Source organism: Niallia sp. FSL W8-1348, from assembly GCF_038006745.1.
In the GTDB taxonomy this organism is placed as follows: Bacteria; Bacillota; Bacilli; order Bacillales; family Cytobacillaceae; genus Niallia; species Niallia alba.
On the sequence record NZ_JBBOVV010000001.1, the window covers coordinates 2,252,771 to 2,278,591 of the forward strand.

At 36.0% G+C, this 25,821-nt stretch carries 25 protein-coding genes and 1 tRNA gene; 1 reads left to right on the forward strand and 25 read right to left on the reverse strand.

What is annotated here, in order from left to right:
- Window positions 1–97: 97 nt before the first annotated feature.
- From lysS to spoIIE, 18 genes are all read right to left on the reverse strand, one after another.
- Window positions 98–1,588, reverse strand: coding sequence for a lysine--tRNA ligase (gene lysS, locus NST60_RS10800; RefSeq protein ID WP_169187592.1), 1,491 nt, complete (start codon window positions 1,586–1,588; stop codon window positions 98–100).
- 191 nt (window positions 1,589–1,779) lie between these two features.
- A complete protein-coding gene (gene dusB, locus NST60_RS10805) occupies window positions 1,780–2,781 on the reverse strand; it encodes a tRNA dihydrouridine synthase DusB (RefSeq protein WP_016204769.1) in 1,002 nt (333 codons plus the stop codon).
- A 25-nt stretch (window positions 2,782–2,806) separates the two neighbouring features.
- Window positions 2,807–3,022 carry a helix-turn-helix domain-containing protein gene (locus NST60_RS10810; RefSeq protein WP_016204768.1) on the reverse strand — a complete coding sequence of 72 codons (216 nt, stop codon included), beginning with the start codon at window positions 3,020–3,022 and terminating at the stop codon, window positions 2,807–2,809.
- Window positions 2,971–3,498 carry a 2-amino-4-hydroxy-6-hydroxymethyldihydropteridine diphosphokinase gene (gene folK, locus NST60_RS10815; RefSeq protein WP_016204767.1) on the reverse strand — a complete coding sequence of 176 codons (528 nt, stop codon included), beginning with the start codon at window positions 3,496–3,498 and terminating at the stop codon, window positions 2,971–2,973. The genes NST60_RS10810 and folK overlap by 52 nt, the downstream gene beginning before the upstream one ends.
- Window positions 3,495–3,860 (reverse strand): dihydroneopterin aldolase, encoded by a 366-nt coding sequence (gene folB, locus NST60_RS10820; protein ID WP_016204766.1) that lies wholly within the window; start codon window positions 3,858–3,860, stop codon window positions 3,495–3,497. Before folB ends, folK begins: the two co-directional genes overlap by 4 nt.
- The gene (gene folP, locus NST60_RS10825) at window positions 3,853–4,686 is read right to left on the reverse strand and encodes a dihydropteroate synthase (protein WP_016204765.1); all 834 of its coding nucleotides are present in this window, start codon (window positions 4,684–4,686) and stop codon (window positions 3,853–3,855) included. Before folP ends, folB begins: the two co-directional genes overlap by 8 nt.
- The gene (gene pabC / locus NST60_RS10830) at window positions 4,680–5,555 is read right to left on the reverse strand and encodes an aminodeoxychorismate lyase (RefSeq protein WP_101728765.1); all 876 of its coding nucleotides are present in this window, start codon (window positions 5,553–5,555) and stop codon (window positions 4,680–4,682) included. The genes folP and pabC overlap by 7 nt, the downstream gene beginning before the upstream one ends.
- A 4-nt stretch (window positions 5,556–5,559) precedes the next feature.
- Window positions 5,560–6,141: an aminodeoxychorismate/anthranilate synthase component II gene (gene pabA / locus NST60_RS10835; protein ID WP_169187590.1), complete on the reverse strand. Its 582-nt coding sequence runs from the start codon at window positions 6,139–6,141 to the stop codon at window positions 5,560–5,562.
- A complete protein-coding gene (locus NST60_RS10840; protein ID WP_169187589.1) occupies window positions 6,138–7,550 on the reverse strand; it encodes an anthranilate synthase component I family protein in 1,413 nt (470 codons plus the stop codon). Before NST60_RS10840 ends, pabA begins: the two co-directional genes overlap by 4 nt.
- 165 nt (window positions 7,551–7,715) lie before the next feature.
- Window positions 7,716–8,651: a cysteine synthase A gene (gene cysK, locus NST60_RS10845; RefSeq protein WP_101728763.1), complete on the reverse strand. Its 936-nt coding sequence runs from the start codon at window positions 8,649–8,651 to the stop codon at window positions 7,716–7,718.
- Between the two features lie 213 nt (window positions 8,652–8,864).
- Window positions 8,865–9,743: an Hsp33 family molecular chaperone HslO gene (hslO, locus tag NST60_RS10850; RefSeq protein ID WP_016204760.1), complete on the reverse strand. Its 879-nt coding sequence runs from the start codon at window positions 9,741–9,743 to the stop codon at window positions 8,865–8,867.
- Between the two features lie 52 nt (window positions 9,744–9,795).
- A complete protein-coding gene (locus tag NST60_RS10855; protein WP_169187588.1) occupies window positions 9,796–10,572 on the reverse strand; it encodes a type III pantothenate kinase in 777 nt (258 codons plus the stop codon).
- Window positions 10,573–10,842: 270 nt separating this feature from the next.
- Window positions 10,843–12,753, reverse strand: coding sequence for an ATP-dependent zinc metalloprotease FtsH (ftsH, locus tag NST60_RS10860; protein ID WP_169187587.1), 1,911 nt, complete (start codon window positions 12,751–12,753; stop codon window positions 10,843–10,845).
- Between the two features lie 106 nt (window positions 12,754–12,859).
- Window positions 12,860–13,408 carry a hypoxanthine phosphoribosyltransferase gene (gene hpt, locus NST60_RS10865; protein WP_169187586.1) on the reverse strand — a complete coding sequence of 183 codons (549 nt, stop codon included), beginning with the start codon at window positions 13,406–13,408 and terminating at the stop codon, window positions 12,860–12,862.
- A 22-nt stretch (window positions 13,409–13,430) separates the two neighbouring features.
- Complete coding sequence (gene tilS / locus NST60_RS10870) at window positions 13,431–14,813, reverse strand: tRNA lysidine(34) synthetase TilS (protein WP_169187585.1); 1,383 nt, start codon at window positions 14,811–14,813, stop codon at window positions 13,431–13,433.
- A 150-nt stretch (window positions 14,814–14,963) separates the two neighbouring features.
- Window positions 14,964–15,971, reverse strand: a complete 1,008-nt coding sequence (locus tag NST60_RS10875; protein ID WP_341098776.1) for a protein kinase domain-containing protein — start codon at window positions 15,969–15,971, stop codon at window positions 14,964–14,966.
- Entirely contained in the window at window positions 15,940–16,674 is a 735-nt protein-coding gene (locus tag NST60_RS10880) for a vWA domain-containing protein (protein ID WP_212121279.1), read from the reverse strand. Before NST60_RS10880 ends, NST60_RS10875 begins: the two co-directional genes overlap by 32 nt.
- Window positions 16,675–17,071: 397 nt before the next feature.
- A complete protein-coding gene (gene spoIIE, locus NST60_RS10885; RefSeq protein WP_101728761.1) occupies window positions 17,072–19,549 on the reverse strand; it encodes a stage II sporulation protein E in 2,478 nt (825 codons plus the stop codon).
- A gap of 426 nt (window positions 19,550–19,975) precedes the next feature.
- Here spoIIE and NST60_RS10890 point away from each other — a divergent pair.
- Window positions 19,976–20,049 (forward strand) — tRNA-Met (locus NST60_RS10890).
- A 147-nt stretch (window positions 20,050–20,196) separates the two neighbouring features.
- On the opposite strand, the gene NST60_RS10895 is transcribed toward NST60_RS10890, so the two are convergent.
- From NST60_RS10895 to NST60_RS10925, 7 genes are all read right to left on the reverse strand, one after another.
- Window positions 20,197–20,688, reverse strand: a complete 492-nt coding sequence (locus NST60_RS10895) for a S1 domain-containing RNA-binding protein (RefSeq protein ID WP_016204751.1) — start codon at window positions 20,686–20,688, stop codon at window positions 20,197–20,199.
- A gap of 94 nt (window positions 20,689–20,782) precedes the next feature.
- Window positions 20,783–21,178, reverse strand: a complete 396-nt coding sequence (locus NST60_RS10900) for an FtsB family cell division protein (protein WP_016204750.1) — start codon at window positions 21,176–21,178, stop codon at window positions 20,783–20,785.
- A gap of 18 nt (window positions 21,179–21,196) precedes the next feature.
- On the reverse strand, window positions 21,197–21,820 hold the full coding sequence (gene yabQ, locus NST60_RS10905) for a spore cortex biosynthesis protein YabQ (RefSeq protein WP_169187583.1): 624 nt from the start codon (window positions 21,818–21,820) through the stop codon (window positions 21,197–21,199).
- Complete coding sequence (gene yabP, locus NST60_RS10910; RefSeq protein ID WP_016204748.1) at window positions 21,817–22,119, reverse strand: sporulation protein YabP; 303 nt, start codon at window positions 22,117–22,119, stop codon at window positions 21,817–21,819. The genes yabQ and yabP overlap by 4 nt, the downstream gene beginning before the upstream one ends.
- A gap of 182 nt (window positions 22,120–22,301) precedes the next feature.
- Window positions 22,302–22,559, reverse strand: coding sequence for an RNA-binding S4 domain-containing protein (locus NST60_RS10915; protein ID WP_016204747.1), 258 nt, complete (start codon window positions 22,557–22,559; stop codon window positions 22,302–22,304).
- 21 nt (window positions 22,560–22,580) lie between these two features.
- Entirely contained in the window at window positions 22,581–24,038 is a 1,458-nt protein-coding gene (gene mazG, locus NST60_RS10920) for a nucleoside triphosphate pyrophosphohydrolase (protein WP_016204746.1), read from the reverse strand.
- Window positions 24,035–25,651, reverse strand: a complete 1,617-nt coding sequence (locus tag NST60_RS10925; protein ID WP_341098777.1) for a putative polysaccharide biosynthesis protein — start codon at window positions 25,649–25,651, stop codon at window positions 24,035–24,037. Before NST60_RS10925 ends, mazG begins: the two co-directional genes overlap by 4 nt.
- Window positions 25,652–25,821: the final 170 nt, after the last annotated feature.

A 25,821-nucleotide genomic window follows, 5' to 3' on the forward strand; every position in this document is an offset into this window, starting at 1 on the left:
TTATCCAGCTATAAACCTCTTATTCAAAATCAACAGCTAGTCAATACAATATTTATAAAATAAGACAGGATACTTTTAAAGGTATCCTGTCTTATTTTTAGCGATGTCTCATCAACGGGAATAATAATACATCTCTAATAGAAGGAGAGTTTGTTAACAGCATAACTAGGCGATCAATACCAATACCTAATCCACCTGTTGGAGGCATTCCATATTCCAACGCCTCTACAAAATCTTCATCCATTAAGTGCGCTTCATCATTTCCTTGTTCACGCTCTTTTAATTGTGCTTCAAATCTTTCACGTTGATCAATTGGATCATTTAATTCAGTAAAGGCATTCGCGTGCTCTCTACCTACGATAAATAATTCAAATCGATCTGTAAAACGAGGATCCTCCTCATTTTTCTTTGCTAATGGTGAAATTTCTAATGGGTGACCATAGATAAATGTAGGCTGAATTAATTTTTCCTCAACTCTTTGCTCAAAGAACTCATTAACTATATGACCATATGTCATATTATCATTAATTTCTATATTATTTTCTTTTGCTAATTTTCTTGCCTCTTCTACGCTCATCTCTGGCCAGAAATCTACTCCTGTATATTGCTTAATAGCATCTACCATATGAAGTCTTGTCCATTCTGGTTTTAAATCAACTTGGTAGTCTCCATAAGTTACAGTAGTGGAACCGTGAATTTCTTGTGCAATATGTGCAACTAAATTTTCTGTAAGGCTCATAATATCACGGTAATCCGCATAAGCCTCATAAAGCTCAATCATCGTAAATTCTGGATTATGTCTTGTTGATACGCCTTCATTACGGAATACACGACCGATTTCATATACTTTCTCTAATCCACCAACAATCAATCTTTTTAAGTGAAGCTCAATGGCAATACGCATATATAAAGGCATATCTAATGCATTATGATGTGTAATAAATGGACGTGCCGAAGCTCCTCCTGCGATAGAGTGCATCATCGGTGTTTCTACTTCTAAATAGCCGTGGTTATCTAAATAACGGCGCATAGATTGAATAATTTTACTGCGAAGAATAAAAGTGTTCTTGCTTTCTTCACTTGAAATTAAATCTAAGTAACGTTGGCGATAACGTTGCTCAATATCTTTCAAACCATGGAATTTATCCGGTAATGGACGAAGAGCTTTTGTCAGTAAAGTAAAATCTTTTACTTTAACAGAAAGTTCTCCTACATTCGTTTTAAATAAAACACCCTCAACTCCGACAATATCTCCTAAATCTACAGAGTTGAAAATAGCATACTGCTCTTCCCCTACATTATCTTTACGAACATACAATTGGATCTGTCCTTCAAGATCTTGGATATGAGCAAATCCAGCTTTCCCTTTCCCTCTTTTCGTCATTACTCTACCAGCAATTGTAACAGCAATATTTTTTTCCTCTAGCTCTTCTTTCTCTAGAGATTCATATTGTTTTTTTAGAGCTTCTGATAAATGAGTTCTATCAAAACGTTTACCAAACGGATCTATTCCTTGTTCACGTAACTCATTCATTTTGTTACGTCTAACTAGTAATTGGTCATTTAAGTTTAATTCTTCATGACTCATGCTTAATCATCTCCACCATCTTTTTATGTATGATCACCTAAAAAAGGAATCGTTCAATTTTATACATACTTTATTATTCTACACAATGTCACGATTACAGACACTAAAAAAGAAAAAAAACTGTCAGATTTTTTGTCCAACAGCTTTATTTTTACACATATTACAGGAAAATTAAACAGATACGTTCAAAATTAGCCTACTTCCATTTCAAATCGTTCTCTTTCCTCTACCTCTAAGACTAAAGCGTTCAAGAGTGTCACTAGCTGCTCTCTAGTCTCACATTCATTAACTGCATTTCTTGTTTTTGCATTCCCTTTAATGCCTTTCAAATACCAAGCAGCATGTTTTCGCATTTCTCTAACTGCTACATACTCGCCTTTTAAGCTAATTAATCGATCTAGATGAAGAATACATACATCCATCTTTTCACGTATTGACGGATCACTTACTAATTCTCCTGTTTCTAAATACTTAACCGTACTATAAATCATCCACGGATTACCTAGAGCGGCTCTCCCAATCATTACACCATCACAGCCAGTTTCATCTAACATTCTTTTTGCATCTTGTGGTGTATTTACATCTCCATTACCCATTAAGGGAATATTGATCGATTGTTTTACTTCACGGATAATATCCCAATTTGCTTTTCCTTCATACAGTTGCACACGTGTCCGGCCGTGTAATGCAACCGCTGCTCCGCCTGCACGTTCAACTGCTTGTGCATTTCTTACTGCATATATATGGTCTTCATCCCATCCCATACGCATTTTAACCGTTACTGGTTTATCAACATTTTCAACCACAGCAGAAACCATATCATAAATTTTATCTGGATCTAACAACCATTTAGCACCTGCATCACATTTTGTAATCTTTGGCACAGGACACCCCATGTTAATATCAATAATATCTGCATTAGTATTCTTATCAACAAATTGCGCCGCTTCCACTAATGTTTCTTTTTCGCCGCCAAAAATCTGTAAACTCATTGGATTTTCGCGCTCATCTATATAAAGCATGTTCATTGTTTTCTTGTTTTTTAAAACAATGCCTTTATCACTAATCATTTCCGCACAAACAAGACCCGCTCCAAATTCCTTAACCGTTAAACGAAAAGCAGAATTTGAAATACCAGCCATTGGCGCAAGCACAACACGGTTACTGATTTCAACATTTCCTATTTTAAACAACCTTTTACCCCCTGATGAACCGCGCTTATTTATTTTGATGTGGATCTAACTCTTCTCTTGTTATCTTTAGTACCCCTACAATAGAATCAATCATTTCTTCTGAAGGCATACGATTCCCCCGCTCAATCTCTCCTAATATAGAAACAGAAACAAGTAACTCTTTTGCTAAACTTTCCTGTGTATATCCTTTTAGCTTTCGAAAAGCTCGAATACGTCTTCCCCATTTTTCTGTCGTTTCCATACCTTTACTCCTTCTCTATCTCGCAAAAGCTTCAAACTTTCTTTTAAAAGTATTGATTTATTTGGTAACTTTATATCTGGAGCAATTTCTATTAACGGAACTAAAACAAATGCTCGCTCTTCTATTCTTGGATGTGGAATAATTAGCTTCTCTGATACTATATTTTCATGATTATACAATAAAATGTCAAGGTCTATTGTTCTTGGGCCCCACTTAATTATCCTTTTTCTTCCAAGTTCACTTTCTATCCTCTGGCATTGTTCTAATAAAGATAAAGGGTTTAATGAAGTTTCAATCTGGACGACAATATTCAAAAATAGTGCTTGTTCCTCATATCCAACTGGATCTGTTTCATAAATGGATGAAATATTTACCACTTTTATTTCTTCTTGACTTTGCAACATTTGCACAGCTTCATATATGTATTCAAACCGATTTCCAATATTCGATCCTAACGATAAATAAACTTCATTCATCCTTTTCTCTTCCTCGTAATTTCCACAGCAACCGATTTATAGTGACCTGGAATAGGTGGGTCTGGTTTAATGATACAAACGGTTATACTTTCAATGAGGGAATAAGATGATAAAAGTTTCCGTGTGATATTCTCAGCTACCGCCTCAATCAATTTATACGGTTTTCCTTCCACTATCTCCTTGACATCTAAAAAAAGCTGTCCATAATTCACCGAATATTGTAAGTCATCTGTTTCTCCAGCCTTTGCTAAATCCACTTCTGCCTGTAAATCCACAATAAAGCGTTGACCCAATTTATTTTCTTCTTTAAAAACACCATGATAACCATAGAATTCCATTTGATTTAATATGATCTTATCCACTGTATTCTCCCTTTCCCATCAGTGCATCCATCATGCGTGCCATCCGCGTCATTTCTTTTACATCATGAACACGGATTAGCTGACATCCTTTTTGAATACCATAGCAAATAGTTGCACCTGTTCCTTCTATTCGTTCTTCTACAGGTAAATTCAAAACATTTCCAATCAATGATTTTCTAGAGGTAGCAAGCAACACTGGATATCCCATAGCTACAAGTCTATCTAAGCCCCTCATCATTTCCAAGTTTCCGTTTAAATCTTTCGCAAAGCCAATACCAGGATCAAGGATGATTTTCTCGTTAGAGACTCCTGCTCCTATAGCAATATCGATACTTTCCTGCAAATCAGAGACTACATCTTCTAAAAAGGACGTATAGTTAAGATTATCTCTATTATGCATTAAGATAAGCGGAGCTTGATATTCAGCTGCAATAGCTGCCATGTTAGAGTCTCTTTTCGCTCCCCATATATCATTAATAACATGAGCACCTGCTCGTAAAGATTGTCTTGCTACTTCACCTTTATATGTATCAATCGATAAGGGAACTTCTACCTCCATCTTTAATCGTTCAATAATCGGGATTACTCGTTCCAATTCTTCTTCGACCGAAATTTCTGTATATCCAGGTCTGGTAGACTCCCCACCTATATCAATAATATCTGCTCCGTCCTCTACCATCTGGATCGCACGCTCTACCGCTTTGTCTACTTCGTTATATTTACCGCCATCGGAAAAGGAATCCGGATTTACATTTAAAATTCCCATTACAATTGTTTTTTGTTCATAATCCAATGTATATGGGCCACACTCTATTTTATTTACCATTCCTTTATTCCTCCTAACTCTTTTACCGACCATAATTGATTAGTATGTTTTCTATACTTTTTATGCAGCATTGTAACAATAGGACCTTCCATTCCCTTATATACATTAGTTTCTATTCTTTTAATCGGTATTATCTCCTGGATAGAATTTGTTGCAAATACCTCCTGGGCATGCTCAAGGATATCAAGCGAAAACATACCTTCTTTAATAACTATCCCTTTATCCTGTGCAAGTTTTAAAATAAACTGCCTCGTAATCCCATTCAAGATGCCCGTTTGCAAGCTAGGGGTATAGAGCTCACCGTCAATAATCCAGAAAAGATTAGATGTAATCCCCTCTGCTATATATCCTTCCTTTGTTAAGAAGATTCCTTCCATGGTCATCTCCGGTCCAATCTCACGCTTAGCAAGGATATTATTAAAAAAATGATGGGATTTTAAGCGAAAGGCTCCTTCTGGCGTATTCCTTGAAATTGCAACTATTTTCCCCGTTTTTTCAACCATACCAGCTGCCTTTGGAAGAGGCTTTATATACACAATGGTATTTGGTTGTTTATATGGCTCTGTTTGGAGTCCGATCATTCCACTTCCTGCTGAAATATTCCAGCGAATATAAGCATTTTCAATCTTATTTTTACTCAGTAGAGCTTTAATAATAGATACTGCCTCTTCTCGTCCAAAAGACTTCTCTATATTCATCTCTTTTAATCCTTCATTTAATCGTTCAAGATGATCTTCTAATAAAAAGGGATGACCTTCATATACACGCAACGTTTCAAATAAGCCTACTCCATACATAAAGCCGTGGTCAAAAACCGATACAACAGCTTCTTCCTGGGGAATAATCTTTCCATTTAAGTATATATACATCTTCTCACTCGGTTCCTTCTCGATAAGATTGAATAAAGTTATGCAAGATTTCCATACCAGCTTCAGTCATAATAGATTCCGGATGGAACTGCACGCCTTCGACTGGAAGCTCTTTATGCCTAAGCCCCATAATCTCCCCTTCTTTCGTCCAAGCAGATATTTCCAAACACTCAGGTAATGTTTCTTTTTTTACAATCAAAGAATGATAGCGTGTAGCCGGGAACGGATTAGGCAAACCTTGAAAAATAGTTTTGCCATCATGATAGATAAGCGAAATCTTTCCATGCATTAAATTGCCTGCTTGTACAACCTCTCCTCCAAAAACTTGTCCAATTGCTTGATGACCAAGACATACACCAAAAATCGGTAATTTACCAGCAAAGGTTTGAATAGCTTCCAAACTAATCCCTGCATCATTCGGAGTACACGGTCCAGGAGAAATCATTAAATATGCTGGGTTGTTCTTTTTTATTTCCTCTATAGAAGTTTCGTCATTTCTTTTTACTTGTAATTCTTGTCCTAATGAACCTAAGTATTGCACAAGGTTATAGGTAAAAGAATCATAGTTATCAATCATGTAAATCATTTGCTACCACCTAATTTCTCTTCCGCTAATTCTTTCGCATTCCACAGCGCTCTAGCCTTTTTCATTGATTCTTTGTATTCATTTGCAGGTATAGAATCAATCACTATTCCCGCACCCGCTTGTACATATGCTTGGTTGTCTTTCACCAGCATCGTTCTAATCATAATATTTAATTCCATATCATGATTAAAGCCAATCCATCCTAATGAGCCAGTATAAGGGCCACGACGCACTGGCTCTAATTCTTCAATGATTTCCATTGTGCGTATTTTCGGAGCTCCCGTGATTGTTCCACCCGGAAACATGCTATCAATAAGATCAAATTCATCTTTCTCATCTGCAAGTTGCCCTTTTACATTGGATACTATATGCATAACATGGGAATACTTTTCAATTACCATAAATTCGTCGACTTGCACGCTCCCGTACGCACATACTCTCCCTAAATCATTTCTTTCTAGGTCTACTAACATAACATGTTCTGCTCTTTCCTTCTCACTCTCGATCAACTCACGAGCAAGTACTAAATCCTCTGCCTCATCCTTCCCACGTGACCTTGTTCCCGCTATCGGACGTGTGCTTACTTCTTTTCCCTTCTTTTTGACAAGAAGCTCTGGTGACCCACTAACTAACTGAAACTCAGGTGTATGAAAATAGCCCATATAAGGAGATGGGTTTAATATTCTTAGTTGCTTATAGACATCGAGCGCAGACACGTGCAACGGTTTAGCCTGTCGAACAGATAAATTAACTTGAAATACATCACCCTGCGAAATATATTTCTGAATCTTGCGCACAGATTGTTGAAATTCATTATCTTCAATCGATACCTTTACACCCTCAGACTTTACTACATCACCTTGTATTTGTTCCTCTTTACTTTCGCCCCCCCATCCTAATGCATAGGTTTCGACTTTATCCCGAACGATGGCTAATTGATTTTCTTCATATAACCCAGATATCCATAATTCATTTTCTTGATGATCATACGTAAACCACTCTTCAAATAACAAAAAGAATACATCCGGGATATCCATATCATCAACTGTCTGATTAGGAATCTTTTCGATATATCGAATATAGTCATAGCTAATAAACCCGAGTGCTCCTCCTTGAAACTCAGGCAGCTTCGGATCAGCTTCTACAACATAATTATTCATTACCTCTTTAATCGAATGAAGCGGATTGCCTTTGATTAATACAATGCCTTGTTTATCTATCACTTCTAACCGATTATTTCTACCTATCATTTTTACTACAGGGGAAATAGCACCAATGCTATATCTGCCACCCCGTCCACTTTCTAATAAAACATAATGGGATTCATCTTCAGCAAGTGTTAAAAAACTCCTAAAAAACTGCTCATACGAGAGAGAAATCGTCTTACTATATACCTTGTAATTCTTCAATCAGGCTTCGCTCCTTACGTTTTTATATGTTCTCATCATACAGGATGAACAGAGAAAAATACAAAAAAATCATATGTTTTTGTGCTTAACTATTTAACATTGTTTCAGCATAACAAAAAACAAAAAGCCCCCTTTTTAAGGAGGCTTCTGTAAGCTTAACTTTTATTATTCTTCTTCATCAAATTGATAAAGAGGTGTGCTTAGGTAGCGTTCTCCGTTACTTGGGATAATCGCTAATACTTTTTTCCCTTTTCCTAGCTCTTTTGCAACTTGTAACGCTGCGTAAATAGCTGCACCTGAAGAAATCCCACCTAATACGCCTTCTTCTTTACCTGCACGACGCGCATATTCAAAAGCATCTTCTGTTGAAACTTTAATGATGCCATCGTATACTTCACTATTTAAGATATCTGGAACAAATCCAGCACCAATTCCTTGGATTTTATGCGGTCCTGGTTTTCCACCTGACAGCACTGGAGAATCAGCAGGTTCTACTGCATAAATTTTGATATCATTATATTTTTCTTTTAACACTTCCCCAGCACCAGTGATTGTTCCACCTGTACCAATACCAGCAATGAATGCATCTAAACCTTCATCACCGAAAGCATCCACGATTTCTGGTCCAGTTGTTAACCTATGTACTTCAGGATTAGAAATATTTTTAAATTGTTGGGGAATAAAATAGCCATTTTCTTTTGCTAATTCTTCTGCTTTGCGGATAGCTCCACCCATTCCTTCTGGTCCTGGTGTTAATACTAGCTCAGCACCATAAGCTTTTAGCAATCTACGACGTTCAATACTCATTGTTTCTGGCATAACTAAAATAGCACGGTAGCCTTTTGCTGCAGCAACCATAGCAAGTCCAATACCTGTATTTCCACTTGTTGGCTCAATGATAGTGCTACCTGGTTTTAAATCCCCGCTTTTTTCAGCAGCTTCAATCATCGCTAACGCAATACGATCTTTTACACTGCTTCCCGGATTCATGTATTCTAATTTTAAATAAACATCTGCACTAGAATCATCCACTAAACGATTTAATTTTACAATGGGTGTTCCACCGATAAGATCTACTACAGAATTTGCGATTTTTGACATTTGCAATCTCCCCTTATCTTTATTCCGAGTATTTTAATTGGTTTTATAATATTAATTTACCAAATGGCACCTTCATTTGTCAATCTATATGTTTGTATTTTCCGAAAAATTAATTATATTTCCATTCCCAAAAAACTCTCTCCCTTTCAATAAAAAAACACCTTGAAAATGGTGGAAAACAACCAGCCTTTCATGGTGTTTCAATTTTTCTTCTTACTTCGCCTCTTCAAGTAATTTTTCTAGCTCGTCTTTGTTAAACATATACTTCTCATTACAGAAATGGCATTCAGCTTCCGCTTGTCCGTCTGTTTCGATAATATCTTCGATTTCTGCTTGCCCTAAGCTAATAATAGCATTAGAAAATCTTTCTTTCGAACATGTACACGTAAATGAAATAGGCATTTTTTCAATTACTTTTACATTATCTTTTCCACAAACCTCTTCTAATAATTCCTCTGGTGTTAAACCTTTCTCAATTAACTTAGAAATAGGTGGTATTTCGCTTAGCCTATTCTCAATTTTCGTAATCGTATCCTCTTTTGCACCTGGCATTAATTGAATAATAAATCCTCCTGCAGCTAAAATGCTGTCATCCGGATTTACTAACACGCCAACTCCGACAGAGGAAGGTACCTGTTCTGAATTAAACAGATAGTAAGTAAAATCTTCTCCAAGCTCCCCTGAAACGATAGGAACCTGACCGGTAAAATAGTCGCGCATTCCGATATCTTTTACAACAGATAACGTCCCTTCTGTCCCAACCGCTCTTCTCACATCTAATTTCCCATGCTCATTTAAATCGAAATGAACTTGTGGATTGGTAACATATCCACGTACTTCGCCTTTTGCATTACCATCAACTAGGATAAGCCCAATTGGACCGCCACCATCGATTTTCACTGTTAATTTTTGATCTCCTTTAAGCATTGCACCTAACATTGCTGTTGCTGTTAAAGATCTACCTAAAGCAGCTGATGCTGTTGGCCAAGTATGATGTCTTCTTTGCCCTTCTCCAACTGTTTCTGTACTTCTTACTGCATATGCACGAACTTCACCATCAAACGCTAACGCTTTTACTAAATAATCACTCATAATTTACTCCTTTATCTTATTCCGTTTCCAAACAGTTCATCTTTTCATTTTGCTATTTTAGTGTATCCTTATTTTTTTTATAAATAAGCTGCAATCCCTTTAATGTTAGAAACGGATCTATTGCATCAATAATATTTGATTCTTTGGCAATAAGGTTTGCTAATCCTCCTGTTGCAATAACCTTCGGCTTAACAACACTGTCTTCCTTCATTCTCTTCACTATGCCTTCAACCTGTCCTACATAGCCAAAAAGAATTCCTGATTGCATCGCAGAAACAGTATTTTTACCGATTACTCCTTCTGGTCTCGCAATCTCGATACGAGGCAATTTAGCTGCTCTAGAATACAAAGCCTCTGTAGCTATATTAATCCCCGGCGCTATAGCACCACCCATGTATTGCTTATGTTCATTTATATAGCAGAAAGTCGTCGCTGTACCAAAGTCCACCACGATCAACGGGCTTCCATATTCATGAATAGCTGCGACCGCATTAACAATTCGATCTGCCCCTACCTCTTTCGGATTATCATATTTTATGTTTAAGCCGGTTTTTGTTCCTGGACCAACTACTAACGGTTTCAATTGGAAATACTTTTGGCACATTCTTTCTAATGAAAACATGATTGGAGGAACAACCGATGAAATAATAATCCCATCAATATCCGAAAATGTTAAACCAACATGGTCGAATAGAGATTTAATGATCATACCATACTCATCTTCCGTTTTATAACGATTTGTTTCGATTCTCCAATGATGTTTTAATTCTTCTTTATCATATACACCTAATACTATATTTGTATTTCCAATATCAAAAACAAAAATCATTATGGTCACCACTTCTTTATTAATATAATTCTATTTACCATATAGCTTTCTCTTTACTTATTATTAGTATCTTTTCACACCTATCACTAACACCTTACCTAAGCTATATGTAAACGTTCATGTTCAATACTGGAAATATCATAACATACAACAGGAAAGAGACAAAGCCTAAAGCAACAGCTGCTATCTATACACCTATTATTGTAGTATTAACAAATAGATAAAAAAGGACACGCTTTTAAGCGTATCCTTTTTACTGATGATCGAGATTTACTCGTCTCTATCATCCTTTTTATTAATATTTACCTTTACATCCTCTGAACCTAAAGTAGTATCTACCTGTTTCGTACGATCTGGCAGAACACCGTCTTTATACAAACTATTGATTTGTTCTGCGTCCAACGTTTCGATTTCAAGAAGTGTTTCAGCGATTAGGTTTAACTTCTCACGATTTTCTGTAAGAATTTGTTTCGCTCTTTCATAACACTCTTTTATGATTCGTTGAATTTCTAAATCAATATCATATGCAATTGCATCAGAATAATTTTGTTCATTATTTAAATCTCTGCCTAGGAACACTTGACTTTGTGCTTGACCGAATTGTAATGGTCCAAGCTTATCACTCATCCCATACTCTGTTACCATCTTACGAGCAATCCCTGTAGCTCTTTGGAAATCATTATGTGCTCCGGTACTTACTTCACCAAATACGATATCCTCTGCCACACGACCACCAAGTAATCCAGTAATCTTATCAAGAAGCTCTTGTTTTGTCATTAAGAAACGATCTTCCTTAGGAAGCATAACTGCATATCCACCAGCTTGACCTCTAGGTACGATTGTTACTTTATGAACCATATCAGCCTCATCTAACACAACACCGATAATTGTATGACCTGCTTCATGGTAAGAAACAATATTTCTTTCTTTTTTAGAAACAACTCGGCTTTTCTTGGAAGGTCCAGCAATAACACGGTCTGTTGCCTCATCCATGTCTTCCATATCAATTTTCTTCTTATCAGCTCTCGCAGCAACAAGCGCTGCTTCATTTAGAAGATTTTCTAAATCAGCTCCAGAAAATCCTGGTGTACGCTGAGCAATGCTTTTTAGATTGACAGACTCATCTAAAGGCTTATTACGAGCATGTACACGTAAAACTGCCTCACGACCATTAACATCTGGTCTGTCTACCGTAATTTGTCGGTCAAAACGACCTGGACGTAATAATGCAGGGTCTAAAATATCAGGACGGTTTGTAGCAGCGATAATAATAATACCTTCGTTTGCACCGAATCCATCCATTTCAACTAATAGTTGGTTTAAGGTTTGTTCACGTTCATCGTGTCCTCCACCTAAACCAGCTCCACGCTGACGACCGACTGCATCTATTTCATCAATGAAGATAATACAAGGAGCATTTTTCTTCGCATTTTCGAATAAATCACGAACACGTGAAGCCCCTACCCCTACAAACATTTCTACGAAGTCAGAACCACTGATGGAGAAGAAAGGTACGCCAGCTTCTCCTGCAACCGCTCTAGCAAGTAGTGTTTTACCTGTTCCTGGAGGTCCATTAAGAAGGACTCCTTTTGGTATTCTTGCACCTAGCTCAGCAAATTTACGTGGATCTTTTAAGAATTCCACTACTTCTACTAGTTCTTGCTTTTCTTCGTCGGCTCCTGCTACATCATTAAAGCGAACTTTTTTCTTTTCTTCATTGTAAAGCTTTGCCTTACTTTTACCAAAGTTCATTACTCGGCCGCCGCCGCCACCTTGGGCTTGATTGAGTAAGAAGAAAAATAAGATGAAAATAATCACAAACGGGATAATTGAAGTAAAGAATGTGATCCATCCACTTGTTTCTTGTGCAGGCTGAACATCGATATCAGAACCTTCTGTAGCAGCTTTCAAGATCACTTGAGCATTTGTTTCATTGTTTGTTACATAAGAAACAAATGTTTCATTTTCTTTGTAGCCCTTTAATTTCCCTCGTACTTCAAGTACACCTCTTTCAGGCTGCTGCGTTATTTCTGCAACATCACCAGCTTCAAGGTGATTTATTAATTCAGTATATGTTAAATGCTTGGTAGGCTGATTATTTCCATTGAAAAAACTAACCACACCGATAATTACTAAAAAGATTAATAAATAAAAAATGGTATTACGAAAAATACGGTTCATCCCTTACCTCCTCCCACGGTAAACAAACTATAGAGTATAGTAACATAGAAAATTAAGTAAATTCAAGGAATTACCCTTTCTGGATCTGAATTCCTTTCTTTTATCCTTATTTACTATCACTTGCATAAACTTCCGGTTTTAAAACACCAATATAAGGTAGATTACGATATTTTTCTGCGTAGTCTAATCCATACCCCACAACAAAAGCGTCTGGCACGTTAAATCCTACATAATCTGCTTCAAGATTCGTTTTTCTACCAGAAGGTTTATCAAGAAGAGTCACAATTTTGATTGATTTTGCTTTACGATAACGGAACAACTCTACAAGATAACTTAATGTTAATCCACTATCAATAATATCCTCAATAATTAGTATGTCTCTTCCTTCAACAGAAGTATCCAAATCTTTTAAAATTTTTACTTCTCCAGAAGAAACAGTAGAGTTACCATAACTTGATACATCCATAAAATCCATCTCTAGGTATGTATCCACTCGCTTTAAAAGATCGGCCATAAAGGGCATAGCACCTTTTAACACTCCAATTGCCAAAGGAAATTTATCTTGATATTCCTCTGTAAGTTGAAAAGCCAAATCCCTGATTTTACCTTGTATTTCTTCTTCAGATATCAATATTTTTTCAATATCGTGTTTCATTTCTTGTGTGCCCCCTAGAAGATCATTGCTTTTTATATGTTATTAATAGATTACTACCACTATTCGTATTACTATGAGAATATATCGATTTTTTTAGTCCTGGTATCCAAAGAATTTCACCATTACTATCTGTAATAATTGGCCAATTCTCTCTTTCATGGATTGGAATCTTCTCATCTATAAAAATGCGGTTCACTTTTTTCTTACCATTCATCCCTTTTAAATGGATTCTATCGCCAGCGCTTCTTGTACGGATAATAAGAGGGAAGGAAATAGAAGAATCCAAAAGAATACAATGATTATCAGTATGATGTTCACCGTCTATATATTCTACCTTAATATTATACCCATTTGGTAATAATAACTCTCCCATTTTTGATAATTCATAATAAAAGGATTTTGTTGGAGAAAAATTAAGCTGAAAATGAAGATAATGGTACGACTTTTTCACTTTCAGACCATTCGGGAGATCAATATTTCCAGAAGAATGAGGACTCTTAAGTAATATCATCATTTGCTCAGTATGTAATGCGGATAATGAAATAGGCATCTCGTCATAGAGATAATTTAATATTAGTTGAATACATCTTCTTTGTAAAGGAATAGCTATTGAAAGAAATCGATTAATATCAACTACTGCTTCCTGTTCTCGTTTTTCGACTAATATAAATGAAAGCCTTTCTTCTGCCTGCTCCATTAAATAAGCTTCATCGTCTGCTAATTCTTCACTAAACCGCTGGAAATGCTTTGCCGCGTGTATGTTTTCTTTTTTCAAAAAGGGCACAACATACTTTCTATATCGATTGCGGCTGTATGTGTCTTTTTCATTGCTTGGATCTCTTCTTGGATTTAAATTATGTACTTTACAATATTCCTCAATGTCGTCCCTTTCTAAACATAAAAAGGGACGAATAATATTTCCTGCTCCGAAAGGACGGATAAAAGGAATTCCAGCTCTCGCCTTACCTGAACTTCCTCTCGTTAATCGCATCAGAATTGTTTCTATTTGATCATCGCCATGATGACCTAATGCTAAATAGTCTAAATTAAATTCTTTCATGATTTTTTCATAAAAAGAATATCTACATTCTCTTGCCGCTTTTTGTGAGTTCATCCCTGTTTTTTCAATAAACACTGGTAAATTTATTCTCTCCCAAGAAAAGGGAATGTTCCTTTTTTCACAGAACAATTTTACAAATTTGGCTTCTTCTAGCGACTCCCCCCCTCGAAACATATGATCAACATGCCCGGCATAAACCTTGATTTTCCACTCTTCTTCTTTTGTCCATAAAAAATGAAGAAGTGCTAAAGAATCGGGGCCCCCCGACACTCCAACTAAGATTTTTTTTCCTTCTAAAGTCACTTTTTTTCTTTGCAGGTAATTTGAAACTTGATCCTCAAACATTTCTGATTACTTCCTTATCACTATCACTATTCTACCAACACTGATGTTATTACTTTTTCATCAGAGATTGTAGTCTACTATAGTCAAGGATATCACTTTTTTAAAAGTGATACCAAAGACTATTCTCTAAAATTGTTAAAATTCCTCTTTTCAAGTTAATTGACCATATATATACAAAATATAACAAATAGAAATAAGAATAATGATAAGAAAAGATTCGACCCAACCAGCCTTTTTCTTCTTTTTAGCCATATTGCTTCTTGTTATAGTAGATTGAGTAGTTTGCCCTCTTACTTGCCGGGAGCTATTTCTATTAGCTCCCGCTGTTACGGTGCTTCTATTAGGTTTTGTCGAATCTCCACTTGTTAATTTTAAAAAGTCTAATCGCATTTCTTTAGCGCTTTGATATTTTCCGGTTAACGCTTTTTGAAGAATTCCCTCATAGCGCACGAGACCCTGTTTTTGTCGAATCATCGTTTGCAGTTGTTTCAGTCCACTCACTGTTTTATTAAACCTTTTTGGATAATAAAGATTGAGCATAATCATGGCGACAGCAAATAAATCATAACTTGGCTCTGCCTTTCTTGTACCTAGCCCCCAATACCCTCTATCAAAGAACTCTGTAAATTCTTTAATCGCTCTACCGGTAATGGTTGTTCCGCCTACATCAATACATCTAATTTTTGTTGGAGGTCCTGTAATAATCAGATTCTCTGGTTTTAAATCTCCAAATATCCAATTATTTTCATGAAGGTTTTGTAAATCTTTTAACAATTGAATCATTAACACATCAACCCATGATCCTTCCTTATGTTGAATAAATGTTAGTAAATCAGGTCCATTGATGTATTCCATTACATAAAAAGAAATAGTTCCTCTATTCGTTACCCAATCATCTACATCTATTAAAGAAGGTCCAAGGCTATAACCTTGGACCTTTGCAAAGGACTTCAACACATTTACTTCGGAAGTTATAGATACACTATTATTACTTAATTTCAAAGCAACTTTTCCTATTCTGAAATCTGCCAAAAAAACAGTACCATTCGCTCCATAGCCAAGTTCCTTTATAATTGTATACTGCTTGTTATGCCACTTTCCTTTTATTACTGTACCACTATTTATTTTAAATTGACTCTTCGATGTATTCATCATCATTTGAAATCAAGCTCCTTAATGAGCGCTTATGCTTAAAGTAACGAACTGCTTCTTTTAAAGCTGGACCTGTCGGTGTAATTCCTCCTGTCGATAATTTCGGAAAAATACTTGTAAGAGATTCTAAACGAGGAGTCCAATCCATTAATTTTTCGACATCTTTCTTTTTCCCGGGAAATACAAATACAGAATAGCGGTTTTCACCAGATCTAGCATTCAAGCTTAAGGACAAATCAATTAATGCTTCCTTAACTGTTGGAAGTTTATGCTTCATACTAGCACTTGTATCCAATAAAATTAGCACCTCAAGTTCGACTGTTTCTCCTAGTTCGTCAACAACCTCCATTACTTCCCCTCTTTTTTCTGGCGGCAGATCCTCCATTGTCTTTGAGGAACCTAGAATTTGCTGAAGCTCTTTATTTATTACTCCTTGTAGCGTTTGGGTCATTGCCTTTTTCGTTACCATTTGGACAGTCTGACTTAATTGTTGTGCGTATACTACTTGACTGACACCGCCCCCAGAGAGTGCAATGCCTTCAATTTCCTTCATACCTTGCTCATCAATTGTATCTTGCTCCATGACTCCAATAACATTGACTGTAATTCCTTGTTCACTAGCTAATGCTGCCATCGCAATAGGATCTTCTCCTTTATTTGAGCATCCATCTGTGATAAGCAAAATTTGCTTTAACGTACCTGTTTTCATAAATATCTCCCCTCCATCTTTATGAGTTAGTCCCATTTTCGACGAAAAAGGAAGTATTTATACCCTCATATGAAGGATAAACAGAGGATATAGAGTGAAACTTCTCTCAGTGGGGGTTAGTTGAACCAATCGGACCTTTACGGACAGTTGATGTCCCACCAATCTCATAAGCTTGTGGGGATGTCCGTTAAGAGTGGATAAAATAAAACTAACAACCATGCTTACCCTTTACGCTGGTTGTTAGTTGAATAAAACAGTATTATTATTATCAATTTTATTAAGAAGGCTTCCATCAATGTTTTTTCTTTATCCCCCACCTAGTTTCCTTGATTTCCCACAGCTCGCGGTTGGGTATTATTACTGTCCAGTGGGATAAATGTTTTGCAAGTTACCAAACTTAATTTGCCATTTGCTTAAAGCCTTTTACTGGAATAGATGCCCATTTAGGAATATTATGATCAATTTTTGCAACTAACACCGTCATATCATCCTCAATTAACCCAAGACGAGATCGTATAACCTCCTCCATAATTAAATCGGCTACCTCTTGAGGATTTTCTGTCTTCAATTCTTTGATTTTTCTCTTCATCCAAATTTCAAAGTTTTCAACATGTTTTGGCCCTTCAAAAACACCATCACTCATCATAATTAACAAATCTCCGGCTTTTAATTGTTCACTTACAACATCGACATCAAATTCTTGAAGGATACCCATTGGTAAATTACTTGCCTGTATCTTCATTATTTTCGAACCTCTTTTAATAAAACTAGGCGTAGAACCAATTTTCAAAAATTTCACTGCTGCATTTTGGAGATCAATCATCGCTAAATCTAAAGTTGAAAAAATTTCATCTGTTGTTCTTAAAGAAAGAATGGAATTAATCGATTTTATAGCAACCTGTTCCTCAATCCCTGATTGAAGAATTTTTTGTAATAATTGAAGTGTTTCTTCACTTTCTACATGGGCGCGCTTACCATTACCCATTCCATCGCTTATGGCCATTGCATATTTTCCTAATCCTAACTCGATTGTAGAATAGCTGTCTCCTGATATAAATCCACCATCCTTGGCCGCATGGGCAACACCTGTCTCCACTGTATAAGCTTTTGCCGACCGAAATGTTGCATGACTGTAATCATTAGAATACTCGGAAACCTCCTCTTTATTGACAATAATCGTTTCTCCAAGAATATCAGATAGCATCGGTGCAATTAGTTTTTCACATTCTCCATAGCCTGTATTATATGGAATCGTTATATCGATATCGACATTCCCCTGTTCCAAACTATATATTTCTACATTTTCAATATGAATACCAAACTCTTGAATAGCCTCTAGTATTAATTCTTCCTGCTTATAATGATTTTCTCTTTCTCTTTGAATTTCTTTCGCAAAGTCACCCATTACTTCGGATACACCGAGCAATTGATCGGCAACTAGTTTTCTGCTTTCCTGCACTTGTTTTTTTAATTTTTGATTAGCTTGATACAATGTTAGTTCTTGATGGATTGCATCAGTTACCTTCTTCGATCTTGTACAATGCTTATCCCATTCCCTTGAAAGACTAGGAGAAATATTTCCACCAGTATCAGCCATTTCAGTCATAATATCTTTCATATAATCATAGGTTGTATTAAAGTTACGCGCCCAGCAATGTTCCTTTCGAAAGCATGTTTGGCATGTTTTTTCCGTAACATTACTTAAAAAGTAGTCTAACTCCTTATCTTCCTCCTCTATCATCTCACTTATGTTGGGAGAGGAAAAACTTTTAGAGAGTGCCTGAAAAACATTGGAAAATTGAGAAACTCTTTGTGCTGTAACGTCTCTCATCTTTCTCATATATTGCTGTTGTTCTTGGGAATATTCTGCTGTTCCAGGTATATGCTTTGCAATGCGAGAGGTCAAACTTTTTGGTGTTAAAAGGAATAGGAAAACAGCTATTGTCGTTTCCATTAAGGAAACGGATAAGACGCCTCCTCCTTCTCCATACATTCCAATTAGAAGCGTAGCAATAAACAAGCCCAGTGCCACACCAATCTTCTTACCTTCTTTCAACAAACCACCTAAAAGTCCTGAAAAAGCTAATAAGCTCATATGATAAAAGCTAGAAATGCTTGCAAGACTAAAAATTAATCCAGTTACCACACCGACAGTCGATCCAATAGTTGCCCCAGCAATAAAGGAAAACACGAGAACTAAATAACGAGACATAATATGTTCAATTGATAAGCCATAAACCGCCCAACCAATTGTTCCGGTCATAATAGAAGCTAGCATGATGATAAGACATACAATCTCTTCTGTTTTTAGTGCTTGTCTCCTTTTATTAACGGTCATCAGGGGTAGGCTTTGCAAAAAGATTAATGTTAGAATATACCCAAGGCTTCCTTCTACAAACGCTAACATTCCACCATACAATGTAAAACCATTTGTTAAAAGATAGGCTTTCACTAAGCTGCCTAGAAAAACAAGCCCAAACACAAATACCGGTACAAGTTGTTGTTCTTTACTTTTCCAATTCAAAATGATTTTATAGCTAATCAAAAAGAAGAAAGACAAGACAAAATTAGAAGCAGCCTCAGTTATCCCTAAAGTGGCCGCACCAGCTATTAATCCAATAAGGGCAAGTGGGGCTTTATCTTTCCTTGATAGATACACAGCTGCAAAAAATGGAAGAGCAAAAGGAGTAAGCTGCCCTAATATTAAGGCACGTCCAAGCAAAAAACCAATGATTAGTAACAAATAACCCTTTACTAAAAAGAAACTCTCCAATTTTGTATTAAATTTATGAACAAATGAGCTGAAGCTATCCCGCGACTTCCCAAAATCAACTTCACCAATCGGATCGATTATATCCCTTTCTACTTTCTCCATAAAACCACACTCCCTATCAAGTATCGTTGCTCCACATTATAGAAGGTAGCTATTTAAAAGTTTGTCAAAATAACGAAGCATTTCCAACTTTTCGCTCGACTTCTTTCCTCCATTTTTTTATCGAAATACAAAATTCGATAGAATCTTTCTAGTTAGATTTGTCAGGATATTCAATAAAAAGTAGCTACCCTATTATTGGAAAGCCTTCTTTATTGGGAACGGGGTATATGTGAATCGTCTTATTTGCTGTCACCATTTTTACATTTATTGCTTATTTTTGTCAGTTCATGCAATATGTTTTTTTAGATTCTTTATTCGTTAAAACTATTTAAATAGAGTAAAAACTAATATCCTAAATAAATGATTAAAATCTATTGACATTATATTTATTTCTTTGTATTATATTAATTGTCTTGTTAATATTATGGCGGTGTAGCTCAGCTGGCTAGAGCGTACGGTTCATACCCGTGAGGTCGGGGGTTCGATCCCCTCCGCCGCTATCGAAAAAAACCACGTAAATTTACGTGGTTTTTTTTTGTGTTTTTTTATCAGGAATGCTCTAAAAAAAGCAAGCCGATTTGGCTTGCTTAAGCTATGGGAATATATAAACGATAAACCCTGCTATCTATTGGTTATTCAGCAGCAAGTTACCCGCGTCTAGCGCCTCTTCCCCCGCGTTTCGACTCAGTATTTCTTTTCAAAGAAGCTAATCGATCTTCACTATCTTTTAAGAAACGAGCCATTTTCGATTCAAAATTCTCTTTAGGAGCACGATTATCATTTGATTTTGCATTACGTGACCTTTGAGAATTTCCTCCGGAATAGCCGCCTCTCGATTCTCTTCTTTCTCCGCGTTCGTATTGTGGTCTCTCTGGTCTCTCTGGTCTTTCCGGTCTTTCTGGTCTATCCTTCGCCTTCTTGATAGATAGTCCAATTTTTCCATCTTTCTCGACATTAATAACTTTAACTTCGACTTCATCGCCTACTTTTAGGTGTTCATTAATGTCCTTCACATAATTGTCTGCGACCTCACTAATATGAACAAGACCTGTTGCGCCTTCTGGGAGCTCAACAAACGCACCAAAATTAGTAATTCCTGTTACCTTTCCTTGTAACTTGCTGCCTACTTCGATTGACATAAAAAAGTTTTGCCTCCTTAAGGATATAAAAAATCGTACTTATTTATATTATACAGAATGGAAAAAAAGAGTGTCAATATTACTGACAACCTTATTATTTTCCAGTTGCGTTTTTTGCTTCTTTTTCAGGGATATTAAAAATAATTTCCCCTTTTTGTGATAATAATAAATCTTTCCTTGCTAATTTAGCTAAATATTCTTCATCGTTCAATCTAGCAATTTGATCCTTTAGGTCTGCTTCCTGCTTCTCCAATGCAACAAGTTGTCCTTCTAACTGTTCTTTCTCTGCTCTTTTTTCTTTTAAAGTGGAGCTTTGTGATATGAGTGTGGAAATCATGATAAAGCCAATAACAGCAGCACAAACAAAGAAGGTTGTCAGTCGGCGCATCAATAGCTTTTTCTTTCTGGCTCCACTAAGACTATCAGCTTGATGCTGTAGATTATATTCTGTTGGAAATGTTGTAACATCTGGTTTTCTTATAGCACTCATATGAGGCTCCTCCTTTCATTATTTTTTTCTATTAGCTATCCATTCTTTCAAATAGTTCTTTATTTTAAAGTAATATCCTGCCAATTTACTAGAGATTCTCTCGACGAATAATTTAACCTTTTTCGGCATAATTAGCCACAATAGGGATAAAAGCCATTCTATTGGTTTTAATAGTATCCTTATGATAAATCTTAATACCCTAATTATACCACTGACAAGTGCCATAAGTCCCTTGCCTAATGCAATTATTATCGACAAAAGAAAAAAAACAATAGATTTAATTGGTCTATATACGATATTAACTATTATCTTAATCAAAAAGCGATACGAATGGATGCAAAAGGAAATAATTCCTTTTAAGAGTCGAAGATAAAGAGCTTGAAATAAACTTTTGTACATCGCAAAGCCTAATAGCAAGGCTAAGACCAAATAAACGCGAACCTCTCCCTTATTTACTAGGAAAAGGACATAAAACATCAGAAGAGCTTGCAAAATCCAGAAAAGGATATCATGGATAAAAACTATACTTCTTTTCCGTGTCGGTCTTTTCAAGAAGTATTGATATGTATCTAAACTTATCCCAAAGAATAGGCCCATGCTAACCATAGCTAGCATGGTCATAAATTGTGTAGAAAGTGTCATCGGAATATCTTGCTAAAGAATCCCTTAGCCTTATCTCCACTTTGATCGTCTACATAAACTAAATCAAATACCTTACCTTTGATGGAGACGATTCCCTTTTCTACATCCAGATTTTTCATTTGAAGATTTTGACCTCTAATGGATAAAAAACCCATTACCGTTTCAAGTATAAACTCTTCGTTGTCAAAGCTTTCCACTTGCTTGACTCCTGTAATATCTAGCAGCTTTCTTCCTCTCATAATCACGTCATGTTCCACCATATTACTTTTAGTCGTATTTGAATCATAATATTGGCTCATCATTATCCCTCACAATCACTTAGTACAATCTCTACTTGTACAAATATATGTGGACAATAATAAATTTAGAACAAGCCTTATAAAGGATGTGAGGAGAAAATAACTCTACCTTGTTTATTACCAATAATAAAGCTTAATAAACTTAAGCTTTATTGCAAAATCTTCTTAAAAACTGCTTGAAATTAAGAAAGTGTCTCTTCTTTAATTATTTTGTACATATTCGCAGCATCTTCTTTTTTTGTTGATTCCTGCAACATTTCCACTTTAGCAGTTACCAACTTTTGACCGAAACGAACCTGCAGCTCATCGCCGACCTTCACATTTGTACTTGCTTTTGCTTGCTGTCCATTTACCAAAATCCTCCCCTGATCAGCAACTTCCTTTGCTAATGTTCTTCGCTTAATTAAGCGAGAGATTTTCAAGAATTTATCTAGTCGCATCCTAACAGCTCCTTCTTAACGTTATTTTTCCTTTGCTTCATTCCAAAAACCGTCTAATTCCTCTAAACTCATATCGCTCCAATCTCTTTCAGACTCCTTCACCTTTTTTTCTATATAAGAAAAACGCTGGAGAAATTTTTTGTTTGTCTGGAAGATGGCAAGTTCAGGATCTACTTTATAAAACCTAGCAATATTTACCAGTGAAAATAAAACATCGCCAAATTCACTTTCTATCTGCTCTCTATTATTTGCCTCTTTTAATTCCTCTTGAAACTCAAGAATCTCCTCTTTTACCTTTTCCCAAGCTCCTTCTACATTCAGCCAATCAAATCCTACCTTTGCAGCTTTTCTTTGTAATTCATAAGCCTGTAATAAATTAGGCATTGCACGGTTTATTCCATCTAAGATAGATTCTGTTTCTTCCTTCGCTTCCTGTTTTTTGGCATTTTGCCAATGCTTCATTACATCATCGACCGATTCTGCTTGTTCTTCCCCAAATACATGTGGATGTCTGCGAATCATTTTATCGGAAATTCCTTCAATTACATCATCGATTGAAAAATATCCCTCATCTTCTCCTACTTGACTATGAAGCATTACTTGTAATAACACATCACCAAGCTCTTCAATAATATGGTCTATGTCCCCTTCATTGATTGCCTCAATTAATTCATAGCTTTCTTCCAATAAGTATTTACGCAAGCTTTCATGAGTTTGTTTTTTATCCCACGGGCAGCCATTTGGCCCACGAAGTTCCGCTATTATATGTCTAAGCTGGGAAAATTCTTTATAAAGCAACTTTTCCTCTTGAACAGGTGGCACATATATACTTGTTAAATTATTTAAATCGATCTCTCTATCTAATTCATGTAGCTCAATTTCTTTTATTTTTTCTAAAATACTTCCAGCTGCAGTGACAATCTTAATTGGATAATCATATGGCAGTACATCCATTAGCGTTAATTTCACTTCAGATGCAGAAAAAGCATCATAGACTTGGCCAATAATCAAATGATTTCTAAGCTGGATGCTTGAGCGGTCAAGAGCTGTTCCGTCTAAGAGTTGAAACCCTTCAATTGGATCTATTCGCAATGCTTGAAAAATACTGTCTAGAAAGCTTTGACCCCCAGCAATTTCAATCGAGACAATTCCTTCTTTATCCTTTTCTATTAAGAGCTGGACCGTTTTTTCTGCAACAAGCGGATGACCTGGAACCGCATATACAATGTCTGTTTCCTTTGCTTTCTCTAATAGAACTTCAACGATTTCCTTATATACCGCTTCAAATTGTTCATGCTTCTCATAAATAGAATCAAAAGAATGAAAAATAACTCCTTCTTCTTCAAGAGTTGATATGACGGGATGATCATTCGTCCGTACATAAACAGCTTTATTCTCATCGATTAGACTGCGATAGACACCTAATGGCAGCTGATTTATATCCCCTGCACCTAATCCAATAACCTTTATTTGCTTCATTTAGTTCCCTTCCTTTTTTTCGGTAAAAACCATTTTAGTTTACTTCCTAACGGTAATAGGGATAATTCCTTTTCTTTAAAAACATTACCTCGCAACACAATAACCACATATATTATTCCACCTATTATGACACCAGATAATGCTTGGATAGCACTTTTTATACGTTCATGCTCTATATATTTAAGCAGCAGAGAGGAAAATGGTATATATCCTTTAAGGACAAAGAACATAACAAGACTTGCTCCGCTGATAATCAGTATCTGCTTTATGTCCATAAGCGGCTCTTTGGCTATTCTTCTCAATTTTACCATCATTAAAAGCAAAATCATAAATAATACAATAAGAGATGCATAAGCTGCCCCGTAAATTCCATAGGAGGAAACAAGTACGATGTTAAGCACATATTTTCCAACAAATCCTAATAAGATCAAAATTGCTGGATATAAAGAATGGCCTAATCCCTGAAGAATGGCCATTACTGTAGCAATAATGGCATTAAGAAAAATGACAAAAAATAAAATAGTAAGAACATCTGAACCAGCATCATTTTTAAATAGCATACTGTTTGTTTCATTTATGATGCCAATTAAGCCAATCGTTGCCCCAAGACCAATAAAATAACTGACTAAGAAAGAAAAATGAATATTTCCCATCAGCTCTTTCTTACTTGTCTTTTGACGATCCTTCGTAATTAGGGGAACAATGGTTAAAGCCATAGAAGTGGAAATAATACTTCCAATTTGAATAAGCGGCTGCCCCCTGTCATAAACCCCTTTCATTACTTTAGCACTTTCATCAGCCATGCCAGTTTCGATTAATAAAGAATATAAATTCAAAGAATCAGCGAGTTGCAATAACACCAATAACATACTACTAATGGAAATAGTAATGCCTTCGTATATTATTCTTTTGCATAGTACACGATTCTCCTTTTCAAAAAGAAGAGAAAACCGAAAAAGAGAGAAGGATAAAGAAGATTTTCTATAAAAATGGATTAAGACTATTAGAGAAAGCAACCCACCTATTACAGAACCAAACATGGCGCCAGAACCAATTGCATATAAGGAATATCCTTGATAGGAAAAAAAGACAGCCACAAATAAGATAATCCCCACTCTCATTAGTTGTTCACTTACCTGGGACACTGCGGTCGGAATCATATTTCCTTCTCCTTGAAAAACACCTCTCAATATAGCAATGAAAGGAGAAAAAAGAAATGCAAAAGAAATAACCTTTAACAAAGATGCCAAATAAGGATCACCCATCAAAGAGGCTAGCCTACCTGCATTTAAAAACAAGACAAGAAAAGCAACAACCCCGATTGGAACAAATAAGAAAAAAGAGGAACTCACAAGTCTATTTATACCCGATTGATTCCCCTCTACTTTCATTTCCATATACAATTTTGACAGCACAACTGGAAAACCATATGTAGATAAAGCAATAATTACCCCATAAAAAGGATAAACCTGCTGATAGATATAGAAGCCTGTATCACCAACAATATTTTGAAATGGTATACGATATACAGCACTCAATACTTTAGTTATTAAGGCAGCGATCATTAAAATAAAAGCGCCTTTAAACCAGACATTTGATTGCGAAGTCTTCACATGTCTAGCTCCTTCCATAATTACTTTCGCTTGTATTATAGCATAGTTAGATGGAAGATGTGTTCTTACATACGAATCCATTTCTTACATATATTAACACAATAGAGGTAAAGATACTTTCCATGAGCAGCCCTGTTGCCTGGAAAGTATCTTTACCTCTACAAAAAGAA

What these genes read in the sequence shown, in the direction of transcription:
- lysS (WP_169187592.1), bottom strand. Translation starts at nt 1,588, where the DNA reads ATGAGTCATGAAGAATTAAACTTAAATGACCAATTACTAGTTAGACGT.
- NST60_RS10810 (WP_016204768.1), bottom strand. Translation starts at nt 3,022, where the DNA reads ATGGAAACGACAGAAAAATGGGGAAGACGTATTCGAGCTTTTCGAAAG.
- folK (WP_016204767.1), bottom strand. Translation starts at nt 3,498, where the DNA reads ATGAATGAAGTTTATTTATCGTTAGGATCGAATATTGGAAATCGGTTT.
- folP (WP_016204765.1), bottom strand. Translation starts at nt 4,686, where the DNA reads ATGGTAAATAAAATAGAGTGTGGCCCATATACATTGGATTATGAACAA.
- pabC (WP_101728765.1), bottom strand. Translation starts at nt 5,555, where the DNA reads ATGTATATATACTTAAATGGAAAGATTATTCCCCAGGAAGAAGCTGTT.
- pabA (WP_169187590.1), bottom strand. Translation starts at nt 6,141, where the DNA reads ATGATTTACATGATTGATAACTATGATTCTTTTACCTATAACCTTGTG.
- cysK (WP_101728763.1), bottom strand. Translation starts at nt 8,651, where the DNA reads ATGTCAAAAATCGCAAATTCTGTAGTAGATCTTATCGGTGGAACACCC.
- hslO (WP_016204760.1), bottom strand. Translation starts at nt 9,743, where the DNA reads ATGAGTGATTATTTAGTAAAAGCGTTAGCGTTTGATGGTGAAGTTCGT.
- NST60_RS10855 (WP_169187588.1), bottom strand. Translation starts at nt 10,572, where the DNA reads ATGATTTTTGTTTTTGATATTGGAAATACAAATATAGTATTAGGTGTA.
- ftsH (WP_169187587.1), bottom strand. Translation starts at nt 12,753, where the DNA reads ATGAACCGTATTTTTCGTAATACCATTTTTTATTTATTAATCTTTTTA.
- hpt (WP_169187586.1), bottom strand. Translation starts at nt 13,408, where the DNA reads ATGAAACACGATATTGAAAAAATATTGATATCTGAAGAAGAAATACAA.
- tilS (WP_169187585.1), bottom strand. Translation starts at nt 14,813, where the DNA reads ATGTTTGAGGATCAAGTTTCAAATTACCTGCAAAGAAAAAAAGTGACT.
- NST60_RS10875 (WP_341098776.1), bottom strand. Translation starts at nt 15,971, where the DNA reads ATGATGATGAATACATCGAAGAGTCAATTTAAAATAAATAGTGGTACA.
- NST60_RS10880 (WP_212121279.1), bottom strand. Translation starts at nt 16,674, where the DNA reads ATGAAAACAGGTACGTTAAAGCAAATTTTGCTTATCACAGATGGATGC.
- spoIIE (WP_101728761.1), bottom strand. Translation starts at nt 19,549, where the DNA reads ATGGAGAAAGTAGAAAGGGATATAATCGATCCGATTGGTGAAGTTGAT.
- NST60_RS10895 (WP_016204751.1), bottom strand. Translation starts at nt 20,688, where the DNA reads ATGTCAATCGAAGTAGGCAGCAAGTTACAAGGAAAGGTAACAGGAATT.
- NST60_RS10900 (WP_016204750.1), bottom strand. Translation starts at nt 21,178, where the DNA reads ATGAGTGCTATAAGAAAACCAGATGTTACAACATTTCCAACAGAATAT.
- yabQ (WP_169187583.1), bottom strand. Translation starts at nt 21,820, where the DNA reads ATGACACTTTCTACACAATTTATGACCATGCTAGCTATGGTTAGCATG.
- yabP (WP_016204748.1), bottom strand. Translation starts at nt 22,119, where the DNA reads ATGAGCCAATATTATGATTCAAATACGACTAAAAGTAATATGGTGGAA.
- NST60_RS10915 (WP_016204747.1), bottom strand. Translation starts at nt 22,559, where the DNA reads ATGCGACTAGATAAATTCTTGAAAATCTCTCGCTTAATTAAGCGAAGA.
- mazG (WP_016204746.1), bottom strand. Translation starts at nt 24,038, where the DNA reads ATGAAGCAAATAAAGGTTATTGGATTAGGTGCAGGGGATATAAATCAG.